Origin of the sequence: Mangrovactinospora gilvigrisea, from assembly GCF_001879105.1 — a bacterium.
Classification (GTDB): domain Bacteria; phylum Actinomycetota; class Actinomycetes; order Streptomycetales; family Streptomycetaceae; genus Mangrovactinospora; species Mangrovactinospora gilvigrisea.
The window spans coordinates 34,647-59,631 of record NZ_MLCF01000007.1; the positions used below are offsets into that span (position 1 = coordinate 34,647).

The 24,985-nt window shown below is 74.2% G+C and carries 21 protein-coding genes; 6 read left to right on the plus strand and 15 right to left on the minus strand.

Annotated elements, in window-relative coordinates; translation table 11 throughout:
• Nucleotides 1–14 precede the first annotated feature (14 nt).
• From BIV57_RS02445 to BIV57_RS02460, 4 genes are all read right to left on the minus strand, one after another.
• Nucleotides 15–911, minus strand: coding sequence for a hypothetical protein (locus BIV57_RS02445; protein ID WP_071654930.1), 897 nt, complete (start codon nucleotides 909–911; stop codon nucleotides 15–17).
• 34 nt (nucleotides 912–945) lie between these two features.
• Entirely contained in the window at nucleotides 946–2,220 is a 1,275-nt protein-coding gene (locus tag BIV57_RS02450) for an arginine deiminase (RefSeq protein WP_071654931.1), read from the minus strand.
• Between the two features lie 20 nt (nucleotides 2,221–2,240).
• Entirely contained in the window at nucleotides 2,241–3,683 is a 1,443-nt protein-coding gene (locus BIV57_RS02455; protein ID WP_071654932.1) for a basic amino acid/polyamine antiporter, read from the minus strand.
• A 161-nt stretch (nucleotides 3,684–3,844) separates the two neighbouring features.
• On the minus strand, nucleotides 3,845–4,081 hold the full coding sequence (locus BIV57_RS02460; RefSeq protein ID WP_071654933.1) for a chaplin family protein: 237 nt from the start codon (nucleotides 4,079–4,081) through the stop codon (nucleotides 3,845–3,847).
• A 135-nt stretch (nucleotides 4,082–4,216) separates the two neighbouring features.
• On the opposite strand from BIV57_RS02460, the gene BIV57_RS02465 reads away from it, so the two are divergent.
• A complete protein-coding gene (locus BIV57_RS02465) occupies nucleotides 4,217–5,236 on the plus strand; it encodes a YdcF family protein (protein ID WP_245797390.1) in 1,020 nt (339 codons plus the stop codon).
• 22 nt (nucleotides 5,237–5,258) lie between these two features.
• Here BIV57_RS02465 and BIV57_RS02470 read toward each other — a convergent pair whose 3' ends face one another.
• Nucleotides 5,259–5,765: a universal stress protein gene (locus BIV57_RS02470; protein WP_071654934.1), complete on the minus strand. Its 507-nt coding sequence runs from the start codon at nucleotides 5,763–5,765 to the stop codon at nucleotides 5,259–5,261.
• Nucleotides 5,766–5,851: 86 nt separating this feature from the next.
• On the opposite strand from BIV57_RS02470, the gene BIV57_RS02475 reads away from it, so the two are divergent.
• Nucleotides 5,852–6,808 carry a GlxA family transcriptional regulator gene (locus tag BIV57_RS02475; protein WP_071654935.1) on the plus strand — a complete coding sequence of 319 codons (957 nt, stop codon included), beginning with the start codon at nucleotides 5,852–5,854 and terminating at the stop codon, nucleotides 6,806–6,808.
• A gap of 95 nt (nucleotides 6,809–6,903) precedes the next feature.
• Here the strand turns inward: BIV57_RS02475 and rocD are convergent, their stop codons facing one another.
• The 4 genes from rocD to BIV57_RS02495 form a co-directional block, all read right to left on the minus strand.
• A complete protein-coding gene (gene rocD / locus BIV57_RS02480; RefSeq protein WP_071654936.1) occupies nucleotides 6,904–8,118 on the minus strand; it encodes an ornithine--oxo-acid transaminase in 1,215 nt (404 codons plus the stop codon).
• 10 nt (nucleotides 8,119–8,128) lie between these two features.
• Nucleotides 8,129–8,938 (minus strand): dimethylargininase, encoded by an 810-nt coding sequence (ddaH, locus tag BIV57_RS02485; RefSeq protein WP_071654937.1) that lies wholly within the window; start codon nucleotides 8,936–8,938, stop codon nucleotides 8,129–8,131.
• A gap of 174 nt (nucleotides 8,939–9,112) precedes the next feature.
• Nucleotides 9,113–10,387, minus strand: coding sequence for an alginate lyase family protein (locus BIV57_RS02490; RefSeq protein WP_071654938.1), 1,275 nt, complete (start codon nucleotides 10,385–10,387; stop codon nucleotides 9,113–9,115).
• A gap of 87 nt (nucleotides 10,388–10,474) precedes the next feature.
• Nucleotides 10,475–10,987, minus strand: a complete 513-nt coding sequence (locus tag BIV57_RS02495) for an Lrp/AsnC family transcriptional regulator (protein ID WP_071654939.1) — start codon at nucleotides 10,985–10,987, stop codon at nucleotides 10,475–10,477.
• 83 nt (nucleotides 10,988–11,070) lie between these two features.
• On the opposite strand from BIV57_RS02495, the gene BIV57_RS02500 reads away from it, so the two are divergent.
• Nucleotides 11,071–14,418 carry a DUF4132 domain-containing protein gene (locus BIV57_RS02500; RefSeq protein ID WP_071654940.1) on the plus strand — a complete coding sequence of 1,116 codons (3,348 nt, stop codon included), beginning with the start codon at nucleotides 11,071–11,073 and terminating at the stop codon, nucleotides 14,416–14,418.
• 235 nt (nucleotides 14,419–14,653) lie between these two features.
• On the opposite strand, the gene BIV57_RS02505 is transcribed toward BIV57_RS02500, so the two are convergent.
• Nucleotides 14,654–15,277, minus strand: a complete 624-nt coding sequence (locus tag BIV57_RS02505) for a bifunctional 4-hydroxy-2-oxoglutarate aldolase/2-dehydro-3-deoxy-phosphogluconate aldolase (protein ID WP_071654941.1) — start codon at nucleotides 15,275–15,277, stop codon at nucleotides 14,654–14,656.
• Between the two features lie 41 nt (nucleotides 15,278–15,318).
• Nucleotides 15,319–16,596: a type III PLP-dependent enzyme domain-containing protein gene (locus tag BIV57_RS02510; RefSeq protein ID WP_071654942.1), complete on the minus strand. Its 1,278-nt coding sequence runs from the start codon at nucleotides 16,594–16,596 to the stop codon at nucleotides 15,319–15,321.
• A gap of 125 nt (nucleotides 16,597–16,721) precedes the next feature.
• On the opposite strand from BIV57_RS02510, the gene BIV57_RS02515 reads away from it, so the two are divergent.
• From BIV57_RS02515 to BIV57_RS02525, 3 genes are read left to right on the plus strand one after another with little or no spacing between them, the layout of a single operon-like run.
• Nucleotides 16,722–17,771 carry a sugar kinase gene (locus BIV57_RS02515; protein ID WP_071654943.1) on the plus strand — a complete coding sequence of 350 codons (1,050 nt, stop codon included), beginning with the start codon at nucleotides 16,722–16,724 and terminating at the stop codon, nucleotides 17,769–17,771.
• Nucleotides 17,768–18,508 carry an IclR family transcriptional regulator gene (locus tag BIV57_RS02520; RefSeq protein ID WP_071654964.1) on the plus strand — a complete coding sequence of 247 codons (741 nt, stop codon included), beginning with the start codon at nucleotides 17,768–17,770 and terminating at the stop codon, nucleotides 18,506–18,508. Before BIV57_RS02515 ends, BIV57_RS02520 begins: the two co-directional genes overlap by 4 nt.
• A 13-nt stretch (nucleotides 18,509–18,521) precedes the next feature.
• On the plus strand, nucleotides 18,522–18,929 hold the full coding sequence (locus BIV57_RS02525; RefSeq protein WP_071654944.1) for a RidA family protein: 408 nt from the start codon (nucleotides 18,522–18,524) through the stop codon (nucleotides 18,927–18,929).
• Nucleotides 18,930–19,000: 71 nt separating this feature from the next.
• Here the strand turns inward: BIV57_RS02525 and BIV57_RS02530 are convergent, their stop codons facing one another.
• The 4 genes from BIV57_RS02530 to secF all read right to left on the minus strand — a co-directional run bounded on the left by BIV57_RS02530 (nucleotide 19,001) and on the right by secF (nucleotide 24,985).
• Nucleotides 19,001–21,448, minus strand: coding sequence for a RelA/SpoT family protein (locus BIV57_RS02530; protein WP_079169946.1), 2,448 nt, complete (start codon nucleotides 21,446–21,448; stop codon nucleotides 19,001–19,003).
• 38 nt (nucleotides 21,449–21,486) lie between these two features.
• A complete protein-coding gene (gene proP, locus BIV57_RS02535; protein WP_419185680.1) occupies nucleotides 21,487–23,025 on the minus strand; it encodes a glycine betaine/L-proline transporter ProP in 1,539 nt (512 codons plus the stop codon).
• A gap of 167 nt (nucleotides 23,026–23,192) precedes the next feature.
• Nucleotides 23,193–23,753, minus strand: a complete 561-nt coding sequence (locus BIV57_RS02540) for an adenine phosphoribosyltransferase (RefSeq protein ID WP_071654946.1) — start codon at nucleotides 23,751–23,753, stop codon at nucleotides 23,193–23,195.
• A 17-nt stretch (nucleotides 23,754–23,770) separates the two neighbouring features.
• Entirely contained in the window at nucleotides 23,771–24,985 is a 1,215-nt protein-coding gene (secF, locus tag BIV57_RS02545) for a protein translocase subunit SecF (RefSeq protein WP_071654947.1), read from the minus strand.

Below are 24,985 nucleotides of genomic sequence, written 5' to 3' on the forward strand. Positions count from 1 at the left end.
GAGGGACCGCCGCGTCACCCCGTGCGGGCGGCGAGCGCGCGCATCACGTCCAGCAGCGGCTCGGGCGGACGCTGCGTCAGCTCGCGCCGCTCCTCGTCGATCACGGTGATCGCCTCCAGGCCGCCGCGGCGCCACCAGTAGAGCCGGGGCGTCAGCGAGCCGGGGCCGGTGTTGCACTCGTGGAGCGCATAGCCGCCCAGGTCGTTGACGGCGTCCACCACCAGGTGGTCGGTGATCGGGTGGACGCCGAGGCGGTGCCGGGTGGGCATCGCCAGCAGCGCGCCGGCCTCGGGCAGTTCGACACCGGCCGCCCGCATCGCCTCGGGCAGCACCAGCGCCAGGCTCGCCACGAAGAGGCTCTCGCCGGCGAAGAGCAGCGCCGGGGCTCCGGTGGGGCCGGCCACCCAGCTGCGCTCCACCGGGTCCGCCAGCAGGTTGGCGCGGGCCGCCGCCCACAGCTGCTCGCCGCCGCCCTGCTCGACGTCCGGGTCGTCGAGGATGCGGACGGTGGTGGGGGTGTCCAGGGCGAGCGCGGCGATCAGCCCGTCGGCGACCGGGCGGGTGTAGTGGAAGCCGCCGTCCGGGAGCGCGTCGGCGGCGAGCAGCCGCAGCCGGGTGCCGCGCAGCAGCTCCTCGCGGCCCTCGTCGCCCTGCGAGCCGGCCCGCATCCGCCCGAAGTGCTGGGCGACCTCCTCCGGCCACTGGTCGAGGGGCAGCCCGCGGATCCGCTGGGCGAGGTTGACCAGCGGATACCGCCGCCCCCGGTGGTCGATGACGGCGGTGCCGTCGGTGGTCGGCCGCAGCCCTCCGCTCTGGTACTTGACCACGCCGACGGCGATGCCGCGCAGGAAGTCGGCCTGCTCCTGCGTCAGGACCGTCAGGTGCGGGTCGGGCGTCTGCTGTTCGCTCATCCGCCCCAGCGTACGGGGCGGTTGCCGAGCGGGCTCAGTAGTCGACGGGGTCGCGGACGAGGGGGCAGGTCATGCAGTGGCCGCCGCCGCGGCCGCGGCCGAGCTCGGCGCCGACGATGGTGACCACTTCGACGCCGGCCTTGCGCAGCAGGGTGTTGGTCTGGGTGTTGCGGTCGTAGGTGAAGACCACGCCGGGCTCGACGGCGACCGCGTTGTTGCCGCTGTCCCACTGCTGCCGCTCGGAGGCGTAGACGTCCCCGCCGGTCTCCACCACCCGCAGCCGGTCCAGGCCGAGGGAGGTCGCCACCACCTGCGTGAAGGTGCCGCGGCCCTCGTCGACGACCTCCACGCCCGGCGCCTTGTCGGCCGGGTGCAGGGAGAAGGTGTGCACCGCGTCCATGATGGCCGGGTAGAGCGTGACGACGTCCCGGTCGGAGAAGGTGAAGACGGTGTCCAGGTGCATCGCCGAGCGCAGCCGCGGCATGCCGGCGACCACCACGTGGCGGGCCGCGCCGGCGGCGAAGAGGGCGGCGGCGACCTGGGTGATGGCCTGCCGGGAGGTGCGCTCGCTCATGCCCATCAGCACCACGCCGTTGCCGACCGGCATGATGTCGCCGCCCTCGAAGGTGGCCTGGCCCCAGTCGAGTTCGGGGTCGCCCCACCACACGGTGGCGCCGCGGAAGTCGGGGTGGAAGGTGTAGACGGCCTTCATCAGCAGCGTCTCGTCGTGCCGGGCCGGCCAGTAGAGCGGGTTGAGGGTGAGGCCGCCGTAGAGCCAGCAGGTGGTGTCGCGGGTGTAGAGGGTGTTGGGCAGCGGCGGCATCAGGTACTCGCGGGCGTCCGAGGTGGAGCGGGCGAGCGCCAGATGCCCGGAGCGGTACTCCTCCGGGAGGTCGCCGGTGGCGAGGCCGCCGATGAGGTACTCGGCGAGTTCGGCGGGCGCCAGGTTCTCCAGGAAGGCGCGGGTGCCGTCGACGAGGCCGAGGCCGACCTCGTTGGGGATCACCTTCCGGTCCAGCAGCCAGCCGCGGGCCTCGGGCTGCGTCACCGTCTCGGCGAGCAGGTCGTGCAGGTCAACGACGTCCACGCCGCGGGAGCGCAGCTTGTTGACGAAGTCGGCGTGGTCGCGCTGGGCGTTCTCCACCCACATCACGTCGTCGAAGAGCAGCTCGTCGGCGTTGGTGGGGGTGAGCCGGCGGTGGGCGAGGCCGGGCCGGCAGACCAGGACCTTGCGCAGCCGGCCCACCTCGGAGTGGACGCCGTAGCCGGACGCGGGACCGGCGGCGGGGCCGTTGGTGCCTGTGGTCATGACTGCTCCTTCTCGGATGCTCAGATGCTGATCCAGCCGAGGGCGAGGGCGACGACGCCGACGACCGCGCCGGCCGCCGAGACGGCCAGGACCACCAGCTCGCCCGGGGAGAACAGGCGGCGGCCCTGCTCGCGGCGCGCCATCGCGAACAGCACGGTGGACGGGGCGTAGATGATCAGCGACACCAGCAGGTACTTCAGCCCGGCGGCGTAGATCAGGAACGCGGTGTAGACGGTGGCCAGGATGCTCACCACGAGCTCCCGCCCGGCGCCGGGCGACGGTCCGGCGCCGCCCCTGCCCAGTGCGACCATCACCGCATATCCAGCCGCCAGCAGGAAGGGGATGAGGCTGAGCGCGCCGGTGAGGTCGAGGGCGAAGTCGAAGGCGTCCTCGGAGAACGCGGTGACGATCAGCACGACCTGGGAGAGCAGGGTGGTCATCAGCAGCGCGGGCACCGGCACATCGGCGGCGTTGGCACGGCGCAGGAAGCGCGGCATGTCGTCGTCCTCGGCGGCCACGAAGAGCACCTCGGCGGCCATCAGCGTCCAGGCCAGATAGGCGCCGAGGACGGAGACGATCAGGCCGACGCTGACGAAGACCCGGCCCCAGGTGCCGACCGCCTCCTCCAGCACCCCGGCCATCGAGGGCTGCCGCAGCTTCGCGATCTCGCTCATCGGCATGATGCCGTAGGAGACCACGGTGACCGAGGCGAAGACGCAGAAGACGCTGACGAAGCCGAGCACGGTGGCGCGGCCGACGTCCTTGCGGCGCCGGGCGTGGCGGGAGTAGACGCTGGCGCCCTCCACGCCCAGAAAGACGAAGACGGTGGCCAGCATGGTGCCGCGGACCTGGTGGAAGAGGGAGCCGGCGTAGTCGGCGCCGTGGAAGTTCTCGGCGAAGACGTGCGGCTTGAGGAAGAACAGCGCCAGGACGATGAAGACGAGGATCGGGATGACCTTGGCGACGGTGACGATCCGGTTGATCGCCGCCGCCTCCTTGATGCCGCGTCGCACCAGGAAGAAGAACGCCCACAGCCCGGCCGTGGAGCAGACGATCGCCAGCGCGGTGTCGCCCTCGCCGAGGGCGGGGGCGATCGCGCCGATCGTCGACATGATCAGCACCCAGTAGGTGACGTTGCCGACGCAGGCGCTGGCCCAGTAGCCGATGGCGGAGAAGAAGCCGAGGTACTGGCCGAAGCCGGCCTTGGCGTAGGCGTAGACGCCGGCATCCAGGTCGGGGCGGCGCACGGCGAGGTTCTGGAAGACGAAGGCGAGCATCAGCATGCCGACGCCGGCGATCGCCCAGGCGATCAGGGCCCCGGCGACGCCGGTGACCTCGGAGAAGCGGCGGGGCAGCGAGAAGACGCCGGCCCCGACCATGGAGCCGACGACCATCGCGGTGAGGGTCGGCAGGGTGAGCTTGGCCGGCGTCGAGGGGGGCGCCGGAGCGTCGGTGGTGCCCATATCCGTCCATCAAAGTGCGGACCGGGCCGCGGCGGGAGACGGGCGTGGGCAGTACGGGTGACGGCCTCTCGGGTGACGGCCCGTCGGATGACGGCCCGTCGGGTGCGCACGCGGCGGTGCCGCCCGGAGCAGGCTCCGGGCGGCACCGCGTGCGAGGGGGTTCAGCCGTTGGCCCCGCCGTTGCCGAACGTCGGGTTGAGCCCGCCGATGCCGGTGACGGTGTTGCCCACGACGTTCACCGGGACGTGGACGGGAACCTGGACCAGGTTCCCGCTGATCGCACCCGGGGAGCCGGCAGCCATGCCGCCGGCCGCGGAGGAGGCGGAGGCGACGCCGGCACCGGCGGCGACGAGGGCGGCGCCGGCGCCGGCGGCGGCCGCGTACTTGAGGACCCGCATGGGAGTCTCCTTGCAGACGAGGGGATGTTGCAGTCCGGTCAACTCGCCGGGAGCGGCGCAGGTCACGCCCCTCGCCGCATTTCACTCGTCCGGCCGAACTCCCGTCACCCGCGCCCGGTTTGCCATAATGCGTCCGTGATCGGCGAGGTGTTCTCCTACGTTCCGGCCGCCTTCCTCCTGACGGGCTTTCTGCTCGGGGTGCGCAAGGACCGCAGGCGGTTCGCCAACGCGGTCTGGCTCGGCCTCACCGTCGTCGCGCTGGCGATGGCCCTGGGCGTCACGCAGCTGCGCCACCCGGAGAGCACCGCGGCGGAGGTCGTCGAGGTGCTGGTGCTGCTCGCGCCGGCGCTGGGCGCGGTGCTGCTGGCGGGGCTGCTGATCGCCAACGGCGTGGTGATGGTGCGCAAGGAGGGGCGGCGGCTGGGCAATCTGCTGTCGCTGCTGGCCGGGCTGGCCCTGGTGGCGGTGATCGCGCTGGCGGTGGCGGCGGTGCTGCACGGCGACCGGGCGCTGCACATCGCGGCGGCGCTGGCGCTGCTGCTGGTCTGCTACTTCTCCTTCCTCTTCGCCTGCTTCGCCGGGTACGCCTACCTCTACGGCCGGCTGCGGCCTCGGGACGACTGCGACTTCGTGGTGGTGCTGGGCTCCGGGCTGGTCGGCGGCGACCGGGTGCCGCCGCTGCTCGCCGGCCGCCTCGGCAAGGGCGCCGCGCTGTGGCGCGGGATGGCGCCGCCGCAGGGGCGTCCGGCACTGATGATCGCCTCGGGCGGGCAGGGGCCGGGCGAGGAGGTCGCCGAGGCGGACGCGATGGGCGACTGGCTGGTCGGGCACGGGGTCCCCGCGGACCGGGTGCTGCGCGAGGACCGCTCGCGCAGCACCCGGGAGAACCTGCGGTTCAGCGGGGCGCTGATGGAGTCGGTGCGGCCGGGCGCGCGCTGCGTCGTCGTCACCAACAACTTCCACGCCTTCCGGGCGGCGATCCTGGCCCGCACGGAGGGCGTCGACGGCCAGGTCACCGGCTCCCCCACCGCGCTCTACTACTGGCCGAGCGCGATGATCCGCGAGTTCGCCGCGGTGCTGGCGATGCGCCGCACGCCGCACCTGGCGGTGATCACGGCGCTCTGCCTGCTCGCCGCGGCCGCCTGGTTGGCGTAGGCCGCTGCTGCGCTCCGGCGGTTCAGCCGACGAGCGCGGTGCGGCGCAGCCGCCGCGCGGACAGCTGGAGGGCGAGCTCGGACGGGGGGTGGCGGGCCGTCAGCACCGGGCAGCCGGCCCGGGAGAGCACCCGGCGGCGGACGTGCCCGTGCAGCGCGCGCCCCAGCGGGCCGCGTCCACCGCCGATGACCAGCAGGTCCTCCGGCTCGGGCAGCAGCGTCAGGGCGTCCTCGGCGGGGGCGCGCACCACCATCGGGTGCACCTCGACGTCGCCCAGGTAGGGCGCGTTGTCGCGGAGTTGGTCGAGGAGGGTGCCGCGGGCGTTCGCCTCCCACACCTTCAGCAGCGGGGGGCAGGGGGCGGCGTAGTAGAGGCGCTCGCCCTCGGGCGGGCCCCAGGCGATGAGGGCGATCAGCGGGCGTCCGCCGCGGCGCGCCTCGAAGGCGCCCCGGCGCAGGGCGGCCTCGCTGCTCGGCGAGCCGCTGACGCCCACGATCACTCGTCCTTCGGTGCTCGTCGGTGAGGTCATGCCTTCCAGGGTCGTCGGCGGGCGCGGCGCCGAACAGTGGCAGCAATGCCCTTGTTCCGCAAGATCCCGCCATCTAGGCTGGGGGCATGCTCCGTACCGTTGCCGTGGTGCTGCCGGACGATGTGGCGCCCTTCGAATTCGGCGTGGTCTGCGAGGCGTTCGGCGTCGACCGCACCGCGCAGGGCGTGCCGCCCATCGAGTTCCGGGTCTGCGGGGCGCGCGCCGGCGCCGCGGTCTCCACCACGGTGGGCTGCCGGATCGTCCCGGAGTTCGGGCTGGAGGGGCTGGACGGCGCCGACCTGGTGGCCGTCCCCGCGCACGGCTACGACCCGCCGGTCGGCCATCCGGTGGTGGCGGCGGTGCGGGAGGCGCACCGGGCCGGGGCGACGGTGCTGTCGGTGTGCAGCGGCGCGTTCCTGCTCGGCGAGGCGGGGCTGCTGGACGGGCGGCGCTGCACCACCCACTGGATGCACGCGGACCGGCTGGCGGAGCGCTATCCGCTGGCGAAGGTCGACCCGGACGTGCTCTTCGTCGACGAGGGCACGGTGATCACCAGCGCGGGGACGGCCGCGGGCATCGACGCCTGCCTGCACCTGATCCGCCGCGAGCTGGGCTCCGCGGTGGCGACGGCGGTGGCGCGGCGGATGGTGGTGCCGCCGCAGCGGGACGGCGGGCAGCGGCAGTTCGTCGACCTGCCGATCCCCGCGGACGCGCACGGCGGCGGGCTGCAGCAGCTGCTCGCCTGGCTCACCGAACACCTGGCGGAGCCGCACACGGTGGCGGCGCTGGCGCGCCGGGCGCGGATGTCGGAGCGGACGTTCGCGCGGCGGTTCACGGCGGAGACGGGGACCACGCCGCACCGCTGGCTGACGCAGCAGCGGGTGCTGCTGGCGCGGCGGCTGCTGGAGGACACCGGGCTGGAGCTGGACGCGGTCGCGGCGTCCGCCGGCCTCGGCGACGCGGCGCTGCTGCGCCACCACTTCCGCCGAGCGACGGGGCTGACGCCCCAGGCCTACCGTCGGGCGTTCGCGTCCCGCGGGTGACCGCTCGGGCCCCCTGCGGGGCGCCGCCGGTCACCGGTGCACGGGGCGCCCCCGCCCACCGCAACCGTCAGCAGCGGCCCCGCACCGTCACCCCGTCACCCCAGCACGCGCCCCAGCGCGTCGAGCGCCTCCCCCAACTGCTCCCGCGTGATCGTCAGCGGCGGAGCCAGCCGCACCGTCGAGCCGTGCGTGTCCTTCGCCAGCACGCCCTCCGCCATCAGACGCTCCGTCACCTCGCGTCCCGTGCCGAGCTCCGGGTCGACGTCCACGCCCGCCCACAGCCCGCGCGCGCGGTACCGCACCACGCCCCGCCCCACCAGCCGGTCCAGGCCCGCCGCCAGCTCCTTGCCCAGCTCAGCCGCGCGCCGCTGGAACTCGCCGGTGGCGAGCAGCTCCACCACCGCCCCGCCCACTGCCGCCGCCAGCGGGTTCCCGCCGAAGGTGGAGCCGTGCTCGCCGGGGTGCAGCACGTCCATCACGTCCCGGGACGCCACCACCGCCGAGACCGGGACGATGCCGCCGCCCAGCGCCTTGCCGAGCAGCACCACGTCCGGCCGCACCCCCTCGTGCTCCACCGCCAGCGTGGCGCCCGTGCGGCCCAGCCCGGACTGGATCTCGTCCGCGACGAACAGCGCGTTGCGCGCCCGCGTCAGCTCCCGCACGCCCGCCAGGTAGCCGTCGTCCGGGATGAGCACCCCGGCCTCGCCCTGGATCGGCTCGATCAGCACCGCCGCGGTGGCCTCGTCCACCGCGTCGCGCAGCGCGTCCAGGTCGTTGTACGGGACCACCCGGAAGCCCGGGGTGAAGGGCCCGAACCCGTTGCGCGCCTCGGGGTCGCTGGAGAAGCCGACGATGGTGGTGGTGCGGCCGTGGAAGTTGTTCTCGGCGACCACGATGTTGGCGTGGTCGGCCGGCACGCCCTTGACGTCGTAGGCCCACTTGCGGGCCAGCTTGATGCCGCTCTCCACCGCCTCGGCGCCGGTGTTCATCGGCAGCACCGCGTCCATGCCGAGCAGCTCGGCGAGGCCCTCCGCGAAGCCGGCCAGCCGGTCGTTGTGGAAGGCGCGGGAGGTGAGGGTGAGGGCGTCCAGCTGCCGGTGGGCGGCCTCGATCAGCGCGGGGTGCCGGTGGCCGAAGTTGAGTGCGGAGTAGCCGGCGAGCAGGTCGAGGTAGCGGCGCCCCTCGACGTCCTCGACGACCGCGCCCTCGGCGCGCGCCAGCACCACCGGCAGCGGGTGGTAGTTGTGCGCCAGGACGGTGTCCTCGGCGGCGATCAGCTGCGCGGAGCTGCGGGTGGTGGACGTGGTCACGGTGGCCTCCTCAGCCTCGGATCTCCTGGGTGCAGCACTTGATGCCGCCGCCCGCCTTGTGCAGCTCGTCGAGGTCGACGGGGACGGGGACGTAGCCGCGGCCGGCGAGCTCGGCCGCGAGGCGCGCGGCCTGCGGGGCGATGAAGACATGGCGGCCGTCGGAGACCGAGTTGAGCCCGAAGGCCAGCGCGTCCTCGCGGGTGGCGCGCACCGCGTCGGGGAAGCGGGCCGCGAGCTCGGCGCGCCCGGCGGCGTCGAACGCCTCGGGGCAGTAGGCGACGTTGGCGTCGTCGAGCGCGAAGAGCGCGGTGTCCAGATGGTAGAACCGCGGGTCGACCAGGCGCAGCGTCAGCGGCTCCAGGCCGAGGTGGGCGGCGGCCTCGGCGTGCGCCTCCGGCGCCGTCCGGAAGCCGGTGCCGGCCAGCAGCAGCCCGGGGCCGGCCATCGGCACCAGGTCGCCCTCGCCCTCGCAGACGGCCTGCGGCTCCAGCACGTCGAAGCCGGCGGCCTTGAACCACAGCTCGTACTGGCGGCTCTCGGGCCGGCGCGCCTCGTGGTGGAAGCGCGAGCCGAGGACGGCGCCGGCGTGGCTGCAGGCGGAGTTGGCGGCGAAGACCATGTCGGGCAGCCCGGGCTGGGCGGTGATCAGGTCGACGCGGTGGCCGTGCGCCTCGTAGGCGTCCACCAGGGCGCGCCACTGCTCCAGGGCGCGGGGGACGTCCACCGGATCGCCGGGGCGCATCCACGGATTGTGGCCGTGGTCGACGGCGAAGTGCTCCGGGGGGCAGAGCAGATAGCGGCGCAGGCGCGGCTCGGGCACGGGCACCGTCCTTCGGGACGTGGCGGACCGGGGGTGGTGATCACCAAGGTAGGAAGCGCCCGGGATCCGCCACAAGCCGCCACGCTTGCAAGCGCACACACTGATGTTGCGTCAAGTGCCGACCCGGCGGCGGTTCGTTGCGCACCCGCCGCCGGGATCGGCGGTCTTCGCATGTCAGAGCACGGAGGGCCGCAGCTCCCAGTAGGCGGTGGTGCCGGTGGGGGCCGGCAGCGCGGGCACCGCGGCGGCCGCGGCCCGGTCGCCGTGGTCGGCGGCGGCGCGCAGGATCCCGCCGGCCTCGCCCGGGGTGAAGGAGAGCTCGGGGTAGGGCCAGGCGGCGGCGCCGGTGGCGGCGGGGATCAGGAAGTCGACGGAGCGCAGGATCGAGCCGCCCGAGGGCGTCGTCCAGTGCCACAGGTCGACGCCGGCGTGCCCGGCGATCTGGGCGAGCCGGGTGAGCGCCTCCAGGTTGTAGACGGAGTAGTGGAAGCTGCGGGTGCGGGTGATCTCCTGGGGCTCGCTGCCGTCGGCGGCGAGCTGCGGCGCGAGGCGCTTGGCCTTCGCCGCCTCGGCGGTGGCGCGGGCGGCGGCCCGGTCGCCGGTGGCGAGCTGGAGGCCGGCGACGAGCATGTCGTAGAAGGAGCCGTGGTTGTTGGCGGCGGCCGCCTCGTCCTTGCCGTTGGCGCTGGTCAGCAGCCAGTCGAGGAAGGCGGTGTTCCACTGCCGCAGGCCGTCGCGCAGCTCGGGCGTCCAGCCGGGGGCGCCGGTGTCGAGGATCGCCAGGTCGTCGAGGACGTCGGTGTACTGCTCGGAGAACTCGATGATGCCGATGCCGCGCCCGTCGACCAGGCAGGGGATGCCCTGGGCGAAGTTCATGTTCGGGTTCATCCGGGTGGCCGGGTCGAGGAACCACACCTGGAGGTCGTGGGCGGCGCGCTGGGCGTACTCGGCGCGGCCGGTGTAGTACCAGGCGAGGGTGAGCGCGTCGACGGCGCTCATCATCGAGCCGTCCTCGTCGTGGTCGGTGATGCCGTTGATCTCGGGGTTGCGCTGCCCGTCGCGCTGGACGTAGGGGCAGCCCTGCGGGTTGTCGGCGGTCTTCGGCCGGCTGGCCCACCAGTAGGGCGCCTGGGACATGTAGTCGTGCTTGTCGCCGCTGGGCGGGGTGCGGTCCTTGTCCATCACCGTCCAGGGCCCGGCGGTGAGCGCCTGGTCGGCGCGGGCGAGCAGCAGGTCCAGCTGGGGGCGGAGCCGGGGGTCGCCGGCGTGCAGCGCGGCGCGGGCGGCGGCGAGCCTGCTGCCGTCCATCACCACGGTGCGCGGGACGGCGCTGCGCGGCCGGGCTCCGGCGGTGGCCGCGGGGGCGGCGGCGAGGGCTCCGGCGAGGAGGGAGAACGCGGCGGCCGCGGCCGCCACCAGAGTGCGCAGGGGGTGCGCTAAGCGAGGCATGCCCCGCAGGGTAGGACGGGCGCACCGCGGTAGCAATCGTTTGCACAGCCTCGTCGGTCGACGGCGCGCCACCCCCGCCCGGGGCCGTCACCCCCGCCCGGGCGCCTCGCCGCCGGCCGCCGCCTCCGGGGTGTCGGTGATCAGGTGGGAGAGGACCACGCTGCTCACCGTCTTGCGGACGAACGGCTCGGTGCGGATCCGCTCCAGCACCTCCTCGAAGTGGTCGATGTCCGCCGCGCGGACGTGCAGCAGGGCGTCGGCGCCGCCGGTGACGGTCATCGCGGCGACCACCTCCGGGTAGTGGCTCACCACCTCGGCGAGGCGCCGCGGCGGGGCGGCGCCGTCGCAGTAGACCTCGACGTACGCCTCGGTGCGCCAACCCAGCGCGGCGGGGCGGACCGTGGCGGTGAAGCCGGTGATCACGTCCTGCGCGCGCAGCCGGTCCACCCGCCGCTTCACGGCGGGCGCGGAGAGCCCGATGGCGGCGCCGATCTCGGCGAAGCTGCTGCGGGCGTCCGCGATCAGCGCGGTGACGATCTTTCGGTCCAGCTCGTCCTGGAGGCGGCCGCGCGGGGCCGGCCGGGGTGCGGGTGCTGCCATGGGGACGAGTGTGCAGCACGGCGGGCTGTCGGCGGCGGAAGGTAGGTTCTGACCATCGCGAACGACCTGGGGAGGACGGACAGATGGCCGACGAGGACAGCTGGGAGCTGCCCGCCGCGTGGCGGCGGTATCTGCACCCGCGGCGCGGCGGCGCGCCGTGCCCGACGGCGGCGCCCGCCGAGGCCGCGCTGAAGACGGCGGCGGAGCAGCTGGAGGGGTGGCCCGAGCTGCTGCGGATGGCGCTGGAGGATCCCGACAGCGAGCCGCGCGCCCTCGAGGCGGCCCGCGCCCACCGCGGCGGCGCGCCCGATCCGCTCGGCGCGGCGACGCTCGCCGCGGGCGCCTCCGCCTACGACTCGGACATGGCCGGGGTGGCGGACGCCTGGGCGTTCCGGAACGGCCTGGTCTTCGCCGCGCGCGCCGCGGTGGAGATGGTCGCGCTGTCGGTCACCGAGGTGTGGAACATGGCCGCCCAGCGCTCCGACCGCCGGATCGTCGGCCACACCGTGCCGGTCGGCGAGGAGGTCCAGCTGGACGTGCGGACGCGCGCCGCCGTCCGGGTGCGGGCGCTGCTCGCCGCGGTCGCGGACGACGCCGAGTACGCGGCCGTCGTCGAGGCGCTGGCCCCGATGCGGGAGATCTCCCCGCGCGCCGCCGTCGCCGTCGCCTATCTGCTCCCCACCGAGCAGGCCTGGGTGGACGAGGCGATCGCCGCCGCGGGCGCGCTCGCCGCCGGCGCGGGGCCGCTGCGCACCCTGCTGCTCTGCTCGGTGACGACCCGTGAGCAGCTGGCCGCGCTCGGCGGCGGCACCACGATCGGGTACGCCTATCGCGGCCTGCCTCTCTACACCACCCTCGCCGAAGGCCTCGGCGCCGCCGCGGCCCCGCTGGTCGGCAAGCGCCTCACCGAGCCGTACCTCGACGCGGACCAGGCCCAGACGGCCCTGAAGGTGCTGGTCCGGCTCCCGGGCGACGAGGCGTTCGCGCTGGTCATGTCCGGGCTGGAGGGCTCGCTGAGCAAGCGCTTCACCGCCGCGGCCGGCGAGGCGGCCGGCCGCTTCCCGGTGCGCGCCACCCGGATGCTGGCCGAGGCCGCCGCCAAGGGCTCGCGCCCCGCCGAGGGCCTGCTCGCCCAGCACGTCCGCGCGCACTCCGAGGCGGCGTCGAGCGCGCTGCCCCAACTCCCGCCGGAGGCCGCCGCGCTGGTCGAGTCGCTGCTGGCGCTCGGCGTCCGGATACCCGAGGCCGCGGCGGACGCCGTGCCGGCGGTGCTCACCGCGCCGCCGTGGGCGAAGAAGCGCGGCCGGGCCGCCGCGTCCGCCGCTCCCCCGGTCGCCGAGGGGCTCGCCGCGCCCGAGGGCGTCACCGAGGTGTGGGCGGCCGGCGAGCGCGAGGAGTGGGCCGCGGCAGACGCGTGGGTGATGCGCTCCCACTGGGTGCCGGGCAGCTGGGAGGCCCGCGCCCGGCTGTTCGCCGCAACCCCCGAGAAGCTCCGGGAGACGGGCGCCGCCGCCTCGTTCCTGCAGGGGCCGGAGGAGCTGTTCCGCCCGCTGGTCGGCGGCTGGGATCCGCAGGAGCACTTCCTCGCGCCCGGCATGGTCCGCCCGGTCGCCGCCCGCTACGGCACCGCCGCGCTGCCCGCGCTGCTGCGGATCGCCGCCGGCCGCCCCAATCGGTTCGGCGAGGTGCTGCTGCCCTTCGCCGACGCCGCCACCGCCCGGCTGATCGCCTCCTGGGCGGGCCGGTCCACCGCCGCCGGGCGGATCGCCGCCGCCTGGCTGGAGCGGCACGCCGCGCATGCCGCGCCGCTGCTGCTGCCGGACGCGGCCGGCCGGCCGGGCCCCGCGCGGAAGGCCGCCGAGCGGATGCTGCGGAGCCTCGCCGAGGCGCACGGCCCGGAGCCGGTGCGCACGGCCGCCGCCGCGTACGGCCCGCAGGCGGAGGCGGCGATCGCCCCGCTGCTGGCGGCCGATCCGCTGATCACCGCGCTGCCCGACCGGATGCCGAAGCTCCCCGCCTGGGTCGATCCGGTGTCCCTGCCGCAGATCCGGGTGCGGGCCGGCGGTGCGCTGCCGGACGAGGCCGTGCGCCATCTGGCCACCATGCTCGCCGTCTCCGAGCCGGGCCGCCCCTACCCGGCGATCGCCGAGGTCCGCGAGGCGTGCGAGCCGGCCTCGCTGGCCGCGTTCGGCTGGGCGCTGCTGGAGAGCTGGCGGACGGCCGGCATGCCCGCCAAGGAGTCCTGGACGCTCGCGGCGCTCGGCGTCCTCGGCGACGACGACACCGCCCGCCGGCTCGCCCCGCTGATCCGCGCCTGGCCGGGCGAGAGCGCCCACCACCGGGCCGTCCAGGGCCTGGACGTGCTCGCCGCGATCGGCAGCGACGCGGCGCTGACCCAGCTTCAGTCGATCGCCGAGCGGGTGAAGTTCCGGGCGCTGAAGGAGCGGGCCGCGCAGAAGATCTCCGCGGTCGCCGAGGCGCGCGGGCTCTCCCCCGAGCAGCTCGCCGACCGGCTCGTCCCCGACCTCGGGCTGGACGCCTCCGGCGGCCTCGTCCTCGACTACGGGCCGCGCCGCTTCACCGTCGGCTTCGACGAGCAGCTGCGCCCGGTGGTGCGCGACGAGGCGGGGAAGGCACGGGCGTCGCTGCCGGCCGTCGCCAAGAAGGACGACGCCGAGCTGGCGGAGGCGGCCCGGGCCCGCTTCAAGGCGCTCCGCGCCGACGTCCGCACGCTGGCCGGGGACGGCATCCGCCGGCTGGAGGCGGCGATGGTCTCCGGGCGGACGTGGACGGCGCAGGAGTTCCGCGCCCATCTGATGGAGCATCCGCTGATGGCCCATCTGGCCCGGCGGTTGGTCTGGCAGGTGGACGGCGCGGAGGTCCGGGTCGCCGAGGACCGCACCCTCGCCGACGTCCAGGACGCGCCGGTCGCGCTCCCGCCGGACGCGGTCGTCCGGCTGCCGCACCCCCTGCGCCTGGAGGAGGCGGGCACGCTGGCCGCCTGGTCGGAGCTGTTCGCCGACTACGAGCTGCTGCAGCCCTTCCCGCAGCTGGGGCGGGCGGTGCACCGGCTGACGGAGCAGGAGCGCGGCGGCCATCTGCTGCCCCGCTACGACGGCGTCGCGGTGCAGACCGTCCGCCTGATCAGGCTGGACCGGCGCGGCTGGGTGCGCGGCGACCCGTCCGACAACGGCGTCGCCCGCTGGACGTCCAAGAAGCTCGCCGACCACCGCTACCTGGTGCTGGAGCCGGACGACGGCATCCCGATCGGGATGCCCGAGGCGATCCCCGACCAGCACGTCGAGCGGATCTGGCTGAGCCCCTCCCCCGACGACTACTGGCGAAGCGACGCCCACCCGCTGAAGCTGGGCGACATCGACCCGGTCGCGATGAGCGAGGCCCTGGCCGACCTGGCCGCAGCGCTCGACTGACGGGGACAGCGGCCCCGCCAGGGGCGCGGGGAACTGCGCGAACGAGCACCACGGCGCGCAGGCGGAAAGCGAACCCGTCGCCCGAAGCCGGGCGACGCGGTCGCGTCAAGCGAGGCCCTGGCCGACCAGGCCGCGGCCCCGCCAGGGGCGCGGGGAACTGCGCGAACGAGCACCACGGCGCGCAGGCCGGAAACGGACCCCGCGTCCCGCGGCGCCCACCCGCGCCCCGCTGCGCCTACGCGCCCAGCGCCGCGCAGAACTCCCGGGCCCGGCGGGTGATCTCCGGCCAGTCGCCGTCCGCGACGGCCTGCGGGGGCACCACGTCGGTGCCCGCGGAGACCGCCAGCGCGCCGTTGCCCAGGAACTCCGCCGCGTTGGAGGCGTTGACGCCGCCGCTCGGGACGAGCTTCACCTCGGGCAGCGGCCCGCGCAGGTCCTTGAGGTAGCGGGGGCCGAGCGAGTGCGCGGGGAAGATCTTCACCGCGGCGGCGCCCAGGTCCAGGGCGGTCAGCACCTCGCTGGGGGTGAACGCGCCCATCACCACCGGCACGCCGCGCTCCCGCGCCACCGCGGCGACGTCCGGGCGCAGGCCCGGAGTGACGAGGAACTCCGCCCCGGCCTCGATCGCCGCCTCGGCGTCGGCCGCGTTCAGGACGGTGCCGGCGCCCAGGTGGACGCCGGCCACGGCGGACGCGCGGCGCAGGTGGTCCGTCAGGTCCGGCGTGGTGTAGGTGAGTTCGACGGTGCGGATCCCGCCCGCGGCGAGCGCCTCGGCGAGCTTGGCGGCGTCGGGGATGCGGGGCGCGCGGACGACCACCAGGACGCGGTCGCGGGCGAGGTCGTCGAGGACGGTGCTCATCGGGGGTGCTGCTCCTTGCTCGTTCGGTGCGCTCGGCACGCTTAGAACACTGTGCGGATCAGGTCGACCACGGTCGGGTCGTCGGCGTCGGCGTCATCCACCACCGGGATGAGCGTCCACTTGTCGAAGGCCGTGCAGGGGTGGGAGAGGCCGAGGCGGACGAGGTCGCCCTCCCGGACGCCGGGCGCGTCGCGCAGGAACGCGTGCTGGTCGTTGACGGCCGAGACGGACGCGCCGTCCAACCGCCCCCCGCCGCGCACCAGCTGCGGCTCGGGCAGGCCCTCGTCGTACGGGAAGTCCCGCTTGCCGCCGTCCAGCAGCGCGAGCGCGTCCTCCGGCCGCGACACCACCCGCGCCCAGCCGTGCATCGCGGCGCGGAACCGCTCCCCCGCGGCGCCGCCGCCCCTCACCAGCGGGGAGATGCCCCGGTAGAAGCCGTCGTCGTGGACCAGGTACGCGCCCGAGCGCAGGACCACCCGCGCGCCCGCCCGTGCCAGCGGGCCGAGCACCTCGGCGACCTGGTCGAAGTAGGCGCTGCCGCCCGCGGTGACGATCGGGGCGTCCACCTCGTACCGCGCCTCCAGCCGCCCGTGCAGGGCGGCGATCGCCCGCAGGTACCCGTCCACGGCCGCGAGCCCGGCCGCGCCCGCGTCGTGCGCCAGCGCGCCCTCGTAGCCGCCGACGCCGGCCAGCCGCAGCGTCCCCGCCGCGCGCACCGCCTCGGCGACGGCGAGCGCCGTCGCCCCGTCCCGCGCGCCGGTGCGGCCGCCCGCGCCGCCCAGCTCCACGATCACGTCCACCGGCCGCCGGGCGCCCGCCGCGCGCAGCGCGGCGTCCATCAGCTCCACCGAGCGGACCGAGTCCACCCAGGAGGCGAACGCGAACTCCGGGTCCCCGTCCAGCTGCTCGGCGAGCCAGGCGAGCCCCGCCGGGTCCAGCAGCGTGTTGGCGAGCATCACCCGCGAGGTGCGGAAGGCCCGCGCCACCCGCAGCTGCGGCAGGTTGGCGACGGTGATGCCCCAGGCGCCGGCGTCCAGCTGACGCTGCCACAGCCGCGGCGCCATCGTAGTCTTGCCGTGCGGGGCGAGCAGCAGCCCGCGCTCCGCCGTCCAGCGGGCCATCAGGTCGAGGTTGTGGGCCAGCGCGCCCTCGTCGAGGGTGAGCAGCGGAGTGCCGAAGGACGACAGCCGGGGGCGCTCGGCCAGGAACTCCTCCACCGTGCGCCCGTGCGCGGACGCGGGGATCGCCTTGAACCGGAAGTCCAGCCACTCCTCCCGGAGCGCCGCCACCGCGGTCCCGTCGATGCCGCCGGAATCCATCCGCCCAGCCACCCCTCTCCGACCTGCCTCGTTGCATTCTGCGCAACCACCATTGCAGCAACTGCTACAGCGGTTGTAGCATCGCCGCCGCAGCACGGTCAACGCACGAACGGACGGTCCCGACGATGAGCAGCGACACCTCCGCCCCCACCGCGCCCCGCGCGGTCTGCGTCGGCGAGACGATGGCCGTCCTGGTCCCCGAGACCCCGGGCCCGCTGGAGCACTCCGCCTCCTTCCGCCGGATGTTCGGCGGCGCCGAGTCCAACGTGGCCCGCGGGCTCGCCGCGCTGGGCGTGCCCGCCGCCTGGCTGAGCCGGGTCGGCGACGACGGCTTCGGCCGGCACATCACCGCCGAGCTCGCCGCCGCCGGCGTCGACACCTCCGCGGTCGCGATCGACGAGGCCCGCCCCACCGGCCTCTACATCAAGGAGACCGCGGCCGGCGGCGCCAGCCGGATGCACTACTACCGCAGCAGCTCCGCCGCCTCCGCCCTCTCCCCCGCCGACCTCGACACCCCGGCCGCCGCCGCGCTGCTCGCCGGCGCCGGGCTCGTCCATGTCTCGGGCATCACCGCCGCGCTCTCCGACAGCGCCCACGCCCTCGTCCGCCACCTGCTGGAACGTCCGCGCCCCGCCGGGCAGATCGTCAGCTTCGACCTCAACTGGCGCCCCGCGCTGTGGCGCTCGCGCGGCGGCCCGTCCGCGGCCGCCGAGGCGCTGCGCCCCCTGCTGGACGCCGCCGACGTGGTGCTGCTCGGCGCCGACGAGGCCGAGACGGTCTTCGGCACCGGCGACGCGGCCGAGCTGCGCCGCCTGCTGCCCGGCCCCCGCACGGTGGTCGTCAAGGACGAGTCCAACGCCGCCCACGCCCTCGACCGGGACGGCACCGCCACCACCGAACCGGCGCTGCGCGTCGAGGTGGTGGAGCCGGTCGGCGCCGGCGACGCCTTCGCCGCCGGCTACCTCGCCGGCACCCTGCGCGGGCTGCCGCAGGCCGAGCGGCTGCGCCTGGGCCACCTCACCGCCGCGGCCACCCTGGTCGTCCCGGAGGACGCCGGCACGCCCTTCCCCGCGGACGCCACCGCCGAGCTGCTCGCCGCCCCGCCCGAGGTGTGGCGCGCCACCACCGTCACCACCGCCGGGCCGGCTCCGACCACTCAGAGGACGGCGACGTGAGCCAGAGCGTCGGGCGGGCGCTGGAGCTGCTGATCCGGCTCGGCGAGGGCCCCGGCACCCTGGACGGCCTCGCCGCCGGGCTGGACGTCCACAAGACCACCGTGCTGCGGCTGCTGCGCACCCTGGAGGAGCAGCGCTTCGTCTACCGCGACCAGCAGCACCGCTACCACCTGGGCTCGCGCTCCTTCGAGTTGGCCGGGGCGGCGCTGGAGCAGCGCGAGATCCGGGCCACCGCGGCGCCGTTCCTGGCCCGGCTGGGCGAGGCCACCGGGCAGACCGTCCACCTGGGCGTGCGGGAGGGCGGCGAGGTGGTCTACCTCGACAAGTACGACGCCCGCACCCCGATCCGGATGTACTCGCGGATCGGGCGGCCGATGCCGCAGCACTGCACGGCGATCGGCAAGGTGCTGCTTGCGGACCTGCCGGAGAAGGAGCGGCGGGCCGCCGCCGAGGCGCTGGACTACCGGCGGTTCACCGAGCACACCGTCACCGGGCCGGCCGCCTTCCTCGCCGAGTTGGAGCGCACTGCCCGGCGCGGCTGGGGGCTCGACGACGGCGAGCACGAGACGTTCATGACCTGCATCGGCGCCCCCGTGCGGGACGCCACCGGCGCGGTGGCCGCGGCGGTGTCGCTCTCGGTTCCGGACGTGGTGCTGGGGCGCGAGGATGTGCTGGCGCTGCTGCCGCAGCTGCTGGAGACGGCCGGGGAGATCTCCCGCGCGGCCGGCTACCGATAGGAGAGGGTTGCTCATGTCGAAGAAGACCGAGATCCGCACGGACGGCGCGCCGACCCCGGCCCCGATCTTCTCCCAGGGGGTGCGGAAGGGCCCGATGCTCCAGGTCTCCGGCCAGGGCCCGCAGGACCCGAAGACCGGCGAGTACCTCCACGAGGGCGACGTGAAGGCGCAGACGCGGCGGACGCTGGAGAACGTCCGGGCCGTGCTGGAGGCGGGCGGCGCGGGCGTGGAGGACGTGCTGATGTTCCGCGTCTACCTGACCGAGCGCGGCGACTTCGCCGCGATGAACGAGGTGTACGGGGAGTTCGTGCGGGAGCACTGCCCGAGCGGGGTGTTCCCGGGGCGGACGACCGTGTTCGTCACCCTCCCGCAGGCGCCGATGCTGGTGGAGATCGACGCGCTGGCCTGCGTCTCCGAGTAGCGCCGCCGCCCGGCGCCCCGGCGACCCGCCCGGACGGCTTCGCCGTCCGCGGGTGCCGGGGCGCCGGTGTGTCAGTGCGAGGAGCGGCGGGCCGAGTTGACGCGGTAGACGTCGTAGACGCCCTCGACGCCGCGGACGGCCTTCAGGACGTGGCCCAGGTGCTTGGGGTCGCCCATCTCGAAGGTGAACCGGGAGGTGGCCACCCGGTCCCGCGAGGTCTGCACCGCCGCCGACAGGATGTTGACGTGCTGGTCCGACAGCACCCGCGTGACGTCCGACAGCAGCCGCGAGCGGTCCAGCGCCTCCACCTGGATGGCCACCAGGAACACCGACGACTGCGTCGGCGCCCAGGACACCTCCAGCATCCGCTCCGGCTGCCGCATCAGGGAGTCTATGTTCGGGCAGTCCGTGCGGTGCACCGAGACGCCGTTGCCGCGCGTCACGAAGCCGATGATCGGGTCGCCCGGCACCGGGGTGCAGCAGCGGGAGAGCTTGACCCACACATCGTCGATGCCCTTGACGACCACGCCCGGGTCGCCGGTGCGCGAGCGCCGCCGCCGGCCGCGCTCGGGCGGCAGCGGGGTGGCCGCCTCCGCCAGGTCCTCGCTGGCGCCCTCCTCGCCGCCGAGCGCCTGCACCAGCTTGCCGACGATCGACTGCGCCGAGACATGCCCCTCTCCGATCGCCGCGTAGAGCGCGGAGATGTCGGGGTAGCGCATCTCGTGGGCGAGCGTCACCAGCGCATCTCCCGTCAGGATCCGCTGGATCGGCAGGTTCTGCTTGCGCATCGCCCGCGCGATGGCGTCCTTGCCCTGCTCGATCGCCTCCTCGCGGCGCTCCTTGGAGAACCACGCGCGGATCTTGTTGCGGGCCCGCGGCGACTTGACGAAGCCCAGCCAGTCGCGGCTCGGCCCGGCGTTGGCGGCCTTGGAGGTGAAGACCTCCACCGTGTCGCCGTTGTCGAGTGTCGACTCCAGCGGCACCAGCCGCCCGTTGACCCGGGCGCCGATGGTGCGGTGGCCGACCTCGGTGTGCACGGCGTAGGCGAAGTCGACCGGGGTGGCGCCGGCCGGCAGCGCGATGACGTCGCCCTTGGGGGTGAAGACGAAGACCTCGTTCTGCGAGAGGTCGAAGCGCAGCGACTCCAGGAACTCGCTGGGGTCCTCCGTCTCCTTCTGCCACTCCAGCAGCTGCCGCAGCCACGCCATGTCGTTGATGCCGTCGCTGGTGCGGGCCGTGCCCGCGCGGGCGCGGGCCGACTTGTCGATGTCCTTGGCGCCGCGGGTGGCCCCGGCGACGGCCTGCTGCTTGTACTTCCAGTGCGCGGCGATGCCGTACTCGGCCCGCCGGTGCTGGTCGAAGGTGCGCAGCTGCAGCTCCACGGGCTTGCCCTGAGGCCCTATCACCGTGGTGTGCAGCGACTGGTACATGTTGAACTTCGGCATCGCGATGTAGTCCTTGAACCGCCCGGGCACGGGGTTCCATCGCGCGTGGATGGTGCCCAGCGCCGCGTAGCAGTCGCGGACGGAGTCGACGAGGACGCGGATGCCGACCAGGTCGTAGATCTCGGCGAAGTCCCGGCCCCGCACGATCATCTTCTGGTAGACGGAGTAGTAGTGCTTGGGCCGCCCGGTGACTGTGGCCTTGATGCGCGCCGCCCTCAGGTCCTGCTGGACCTGGTCGATGACGACGGCGAGGTACTCGTCCCGCTTGGGCGCCCGCTCGGCGACCAGCCGGACGATCTCGTCGTACATCTTGGGGTAGAGGATCGCGAAGGCGAGGTCCTCCAGCTCCCACTTGATGGTGTTCATGCCCAGCCGGTGGGCGAGCGGGGCGTAGATCTCCAGCGTCTCGCGGGCCTTCTGCTCCTGCTTCTCCCGCTTGAGGTAGCGCATGGTGCGCATGTTGTGGAGCCGGTCGGCGAGCTTGATGACCAGGACCCGCGGGTCCTTGGCCATCGCGATGACCATCTTGCGGACGGTCTCGGCCTGGGCGGCCTCGCCGAACTTCACCTTGTCGAGCTTGGTGACGCCGTCGACGAGCAGGGCAACGGTGTCGCCGAAGTCGCGGCGCAGCGTGTCGAGGCTGTACTCGGTGTCCTCGACGGTGTCGTGCAGCAGCCCGGCCATCAGCGTGGGCGGGTCCATCCCCAGCTCGGCGAGGATCGTGGCGACCGCGAGCGGATGGGTGATGTAGGGGTCGCCGCTCTTGCGGCGCTGCCCGCGGTGCCAGCGGTCCGCGGTGGAGTAGGCCCGGGCGATCTCGCGCAGCTCCGCCTTGGGGTCGGTGCCGCGGATGATCCGGAAGAGCGGCTCCAGCACGGGCGGGTAGGTGCTGGCGCGCTGGACGCCCAACCGGGCGAGGCGGGCGCGCACCCGGCTCGGCGAGGTGGACGAGCCGGAGCGGGACGCGCCGGATCCGCCGGTGGACGGTGCCGCGGGCTTCTTGCCGTCCCCCGAGCCGGTGGGCGCTGACACAGGCTTGGCCTCGTCTGGCAAAGGATCTCCTCGAACGGGCAGGGATCTCCCATGGTATCGACCGCCCGCGCCCCGCGAGGCTACTCCACCCCGGCCCGGATCTCCTTCATGGCCAGCTCCGACGTCGTGACCAGCTCCTCGGCCTCCTCGCGGGTGTCCACCATCGGCTGGCTGCCCTTCAGCGGCAGCAGCGCCGACTCGCGCAGCGCGATCGCCGCGACGGCCCCGATCGCCCCCGAGACGATCAGGTAGTAGGCCGGCCAGTTCAGGTCGTGGGTGCCCCCCACCAGCGCCTGGTTGACCAGCGGCGTCGTCCCGCCGAACGCGGAGACGGCGATGTTGAAGGAGATGCCCATCGCGCCGTAGCGGATGGCGGTCGGGAAGAGCGCGGGCAGCGTCGCGGCCGTCGGGGCGGCGAAGAAGGTGAGGATGGCGGCGAGCACCAGCGTGCCGATGAGCGGCAGCACCCACCCGGACTGGCGGATCAGCAGGAAGCAGGGGAAGGCGAGGACGATCTGGGCGATCGCCCCGATCAGGAAGACCGGCTTGCGGCCGATCCGGTCGCTGAGCCGCCCGACGAACGTGATCAGCGCCACCACCAGCAGCATCGACACCAGCACCAGCGTGTCGGAGAGGGTGGCGGTGCGGTGCAGCGAGTCCGTCATGTAGGTCGGCAGATAGGCCGTCACCATGTAGTTGGTGACGTTGTAGAGCAGCACCAGGCCCATGCAGATCAGCATCGCCCGCCAGTGCTGGGAGAAGATCGTCTTGATCTCGTGGCCGGCGCCGCCGGCCTCCCGCTCGGCGACCTCGGCGTCGTGCTTGTCCAGCTGCTCCTGGTAGGCGGGGGTGTCCTCCAGCTTGAGGCGGACGTAGAGGCCGATGACGCCGATCGGCCCGGCGATCAGGAACGGGATGCGCCAGCCCCACGCCTCCATGTCGTGGTCGCCCATGATCGCGGTGAGCAGGGTGACGATGCCGGAACCGGCGGCGTAGCCGATGAAGGTGCCGAAGTCGAGCCAGCTGCCCATGAAGCCGCGCCGCCGGTCGGGCGCGTACTCGGCGATGAAGGTGGTGGCGCCGCCGTACTCGCCGCCGGTGGAGAAGCCCTGCACCATGCGGGCGATCAGCAGCAGCACGGGCGCGGCGAAGCCGATGGTCTTGTAGCCGGGGATGAAGCCGATGGCGAAGGTGCCGCAGGCCATCATGATCATCGTGGTGGCGAGGACCTTCTGACGGCCGATCCGGTCGCCGAGCGGGCCGAAGAAGAAGCCGCCGAGCGGGCGGATGAGGAAGGCCGCGGCGAAGGTGGTGAAGGAGGCGAGCACCTGCACCTGGGGCGTGGAGTGCGGGAAGAAGACCTTGCCGATGATGACCGCGAGGTAGCTGTAGACGCCGAAGTCGAACCACTCCATGCAGTTGCCCAGCGCGGAGGCGACGACGGCCCGCTTGAGCATCCCGGCGTCGACGACCGTGACGTCCTCGAGCTTCAGCGGCCGGCCGCGGCGGCGCAGGCGCCTGGTGAGCTCGTCGCGCACGTAGGGCGCCATGCCCTTGAGCGCGGCGGCGGCTTTGCGGGTCCGCTTCTGACGGTCCGTCCCAGGGTCCTCGGGCTCCATGCGCAACTCTCCGGCCGCCCATCCCGTTTGCCGTAAATGCGGCATTTCCGCACGGGGGCAGCCTAGTGCCGCGGGTGCCCGGCGGGCTTGGTCGCAACGCGGGGGGACGCGAAAAAGCGGCCCGCCGGTGGGCGGGCCGCTTCTGCTTCAGCGGAGGGGACGGAGCGTCAGGTCGTCAGCAGGGCGTCGAGTTCGACGCCGTCGAGGTGGCCGCCGAGGCGCTCGCGGCCGCCCAGGAAGCCCAGCTCCAGCAGCACCGACAGCCCCACCGGGACGGCCCCGGCGCGGCGCAGCAGCTCCAGCGCGGCCCCCGCGGTGCCGCCGGTGGCCAGCACGTCGTCGACGAGCAGCACCCGCTCGCCGGGCTCGAAGGCGCCCTGCTGGACCTCCATCACCGCCGAGCCGTACTCCAGCTCGTAGGACTGCGCGAAGACCTCGCCGGGCAGCTTGCCCGCCTTGCGGATGGGGACGAAGCCCACCCCGGCGCGCACCGCCACCGGCGCCGCCAGGATGAAGCCGCGCGCCTCCAGCCCGGCCACCTTGCTCGCGCCCAGCGCCGTGCACCGCTCCACCAGCGCGTCGGTGAGCGCGGAGAACGCCGCCGGGTCGGCGAGCAGCGGGGTGATGTCCTTGAAGACCACCCCGGGCTGCGGGTAGTCGGGGACGTCGCGGATCCGGGAGGCCAGCAGCTCGCGCAGGCCGGCCTCGGTCCCTGTCGTCTCGGTCACGATGCGCGTCCGTCCCCTCAGTGCTTCTTCTTGCCCGACGGCCGGCCCCGGCCGCCCCGCCGGTTCGGCTGCCGGCGCGTCCCGCCGGAACCGCCGGAACCGCGGCTGCTGCCGCTGCCGCCCGCCCCGCCGCGGGGGCGGTCGGCGCCCGAGCCCGAGACCGAGCCCGGCGCGGTGTCGCCCGCGCCTGTCGCGCCGGCCGGGACCGCGTCCTGCGGGCCGTCGGCCTGCTGCGGCTGCGCGGCCTGCTCGGCCGCCTTCTTGGCGTCCTGCTTCCGCTTGGCCAGCACCCGGCGGGTGAGCGCCTTCATCTCCGGCTGGGCCTCCTTCAGCGTGGCGAGGAACGGCGTGGCCACGCAGATGGAGGAGTAGGCGCCGGCGAGCAGGCCCACGAAGAGGGCGAGCGAGATGTCGTTGAGCATCCCCGCGCCGAGGATGCCGCCGCCGATGAAGAGCAGCGCCGCCACCGGCAGCAGCGCCACCACGGTGGTGTTCACCGACCGCACCAGCGTCTGGTTGAGGCCGTGGTTGGCCGCCTCGCTGTAGGTGCGCTGGCTCTGCTTGGTGATGCCCCGGGTGTTCTCGCGGACGGTGTCGAAGACGACGACGGTGTCGTAGAGCGAGTAACCGAGGATGGTGAGCAGGCCGATGATGGTGCCGGAGGTGACCTCGAAGCCCACCAGCGCGTAGACGCCGATGGTGATGAGGAGGTCGTGCAGCAGCGCGACGAACGCCGCCGCCGCCATCCGCCACTCGAAGGCGATCGCCAGGTAGACGACAACCAGCACCATGAAGATGATCAGGCCTTCCCAGGCCTTCTGGGAGATCTCACCGCCCCAGGTGGGGCCGATCAACTGAGAGTCGATCTTGCTCTCGGGGAGGTTCAGCTCCTTGGAGAGGTTCTGCTCGATCTCCTTGGACTTGGCCGCCGAGGTGCCGGTGATCTGCACCAGGGCCCGGCCGCCCGCCTTCTTCACCACCGACTGGGTGTTGCCGGTGGCCTTGTTGGCGGCGTCCCGGGCCTCGTTGACCGTCACCCGGGTGTCGCTGATGGTGTACTGCGCGCCGCCCTTGAACTCGATGCCCATGTGCAGGCCGCGGCCGAAGTAGCCGCCGATCGCGGCGAGCAGGATGCACACCGAGACCGCGTAGAAGACCTTGCGCTTCCCGACGAAGTCGATGCTCAGATCGCCGCGGTGCAGCCGTTCGCTGATGCGGGTGAGACGAGACAT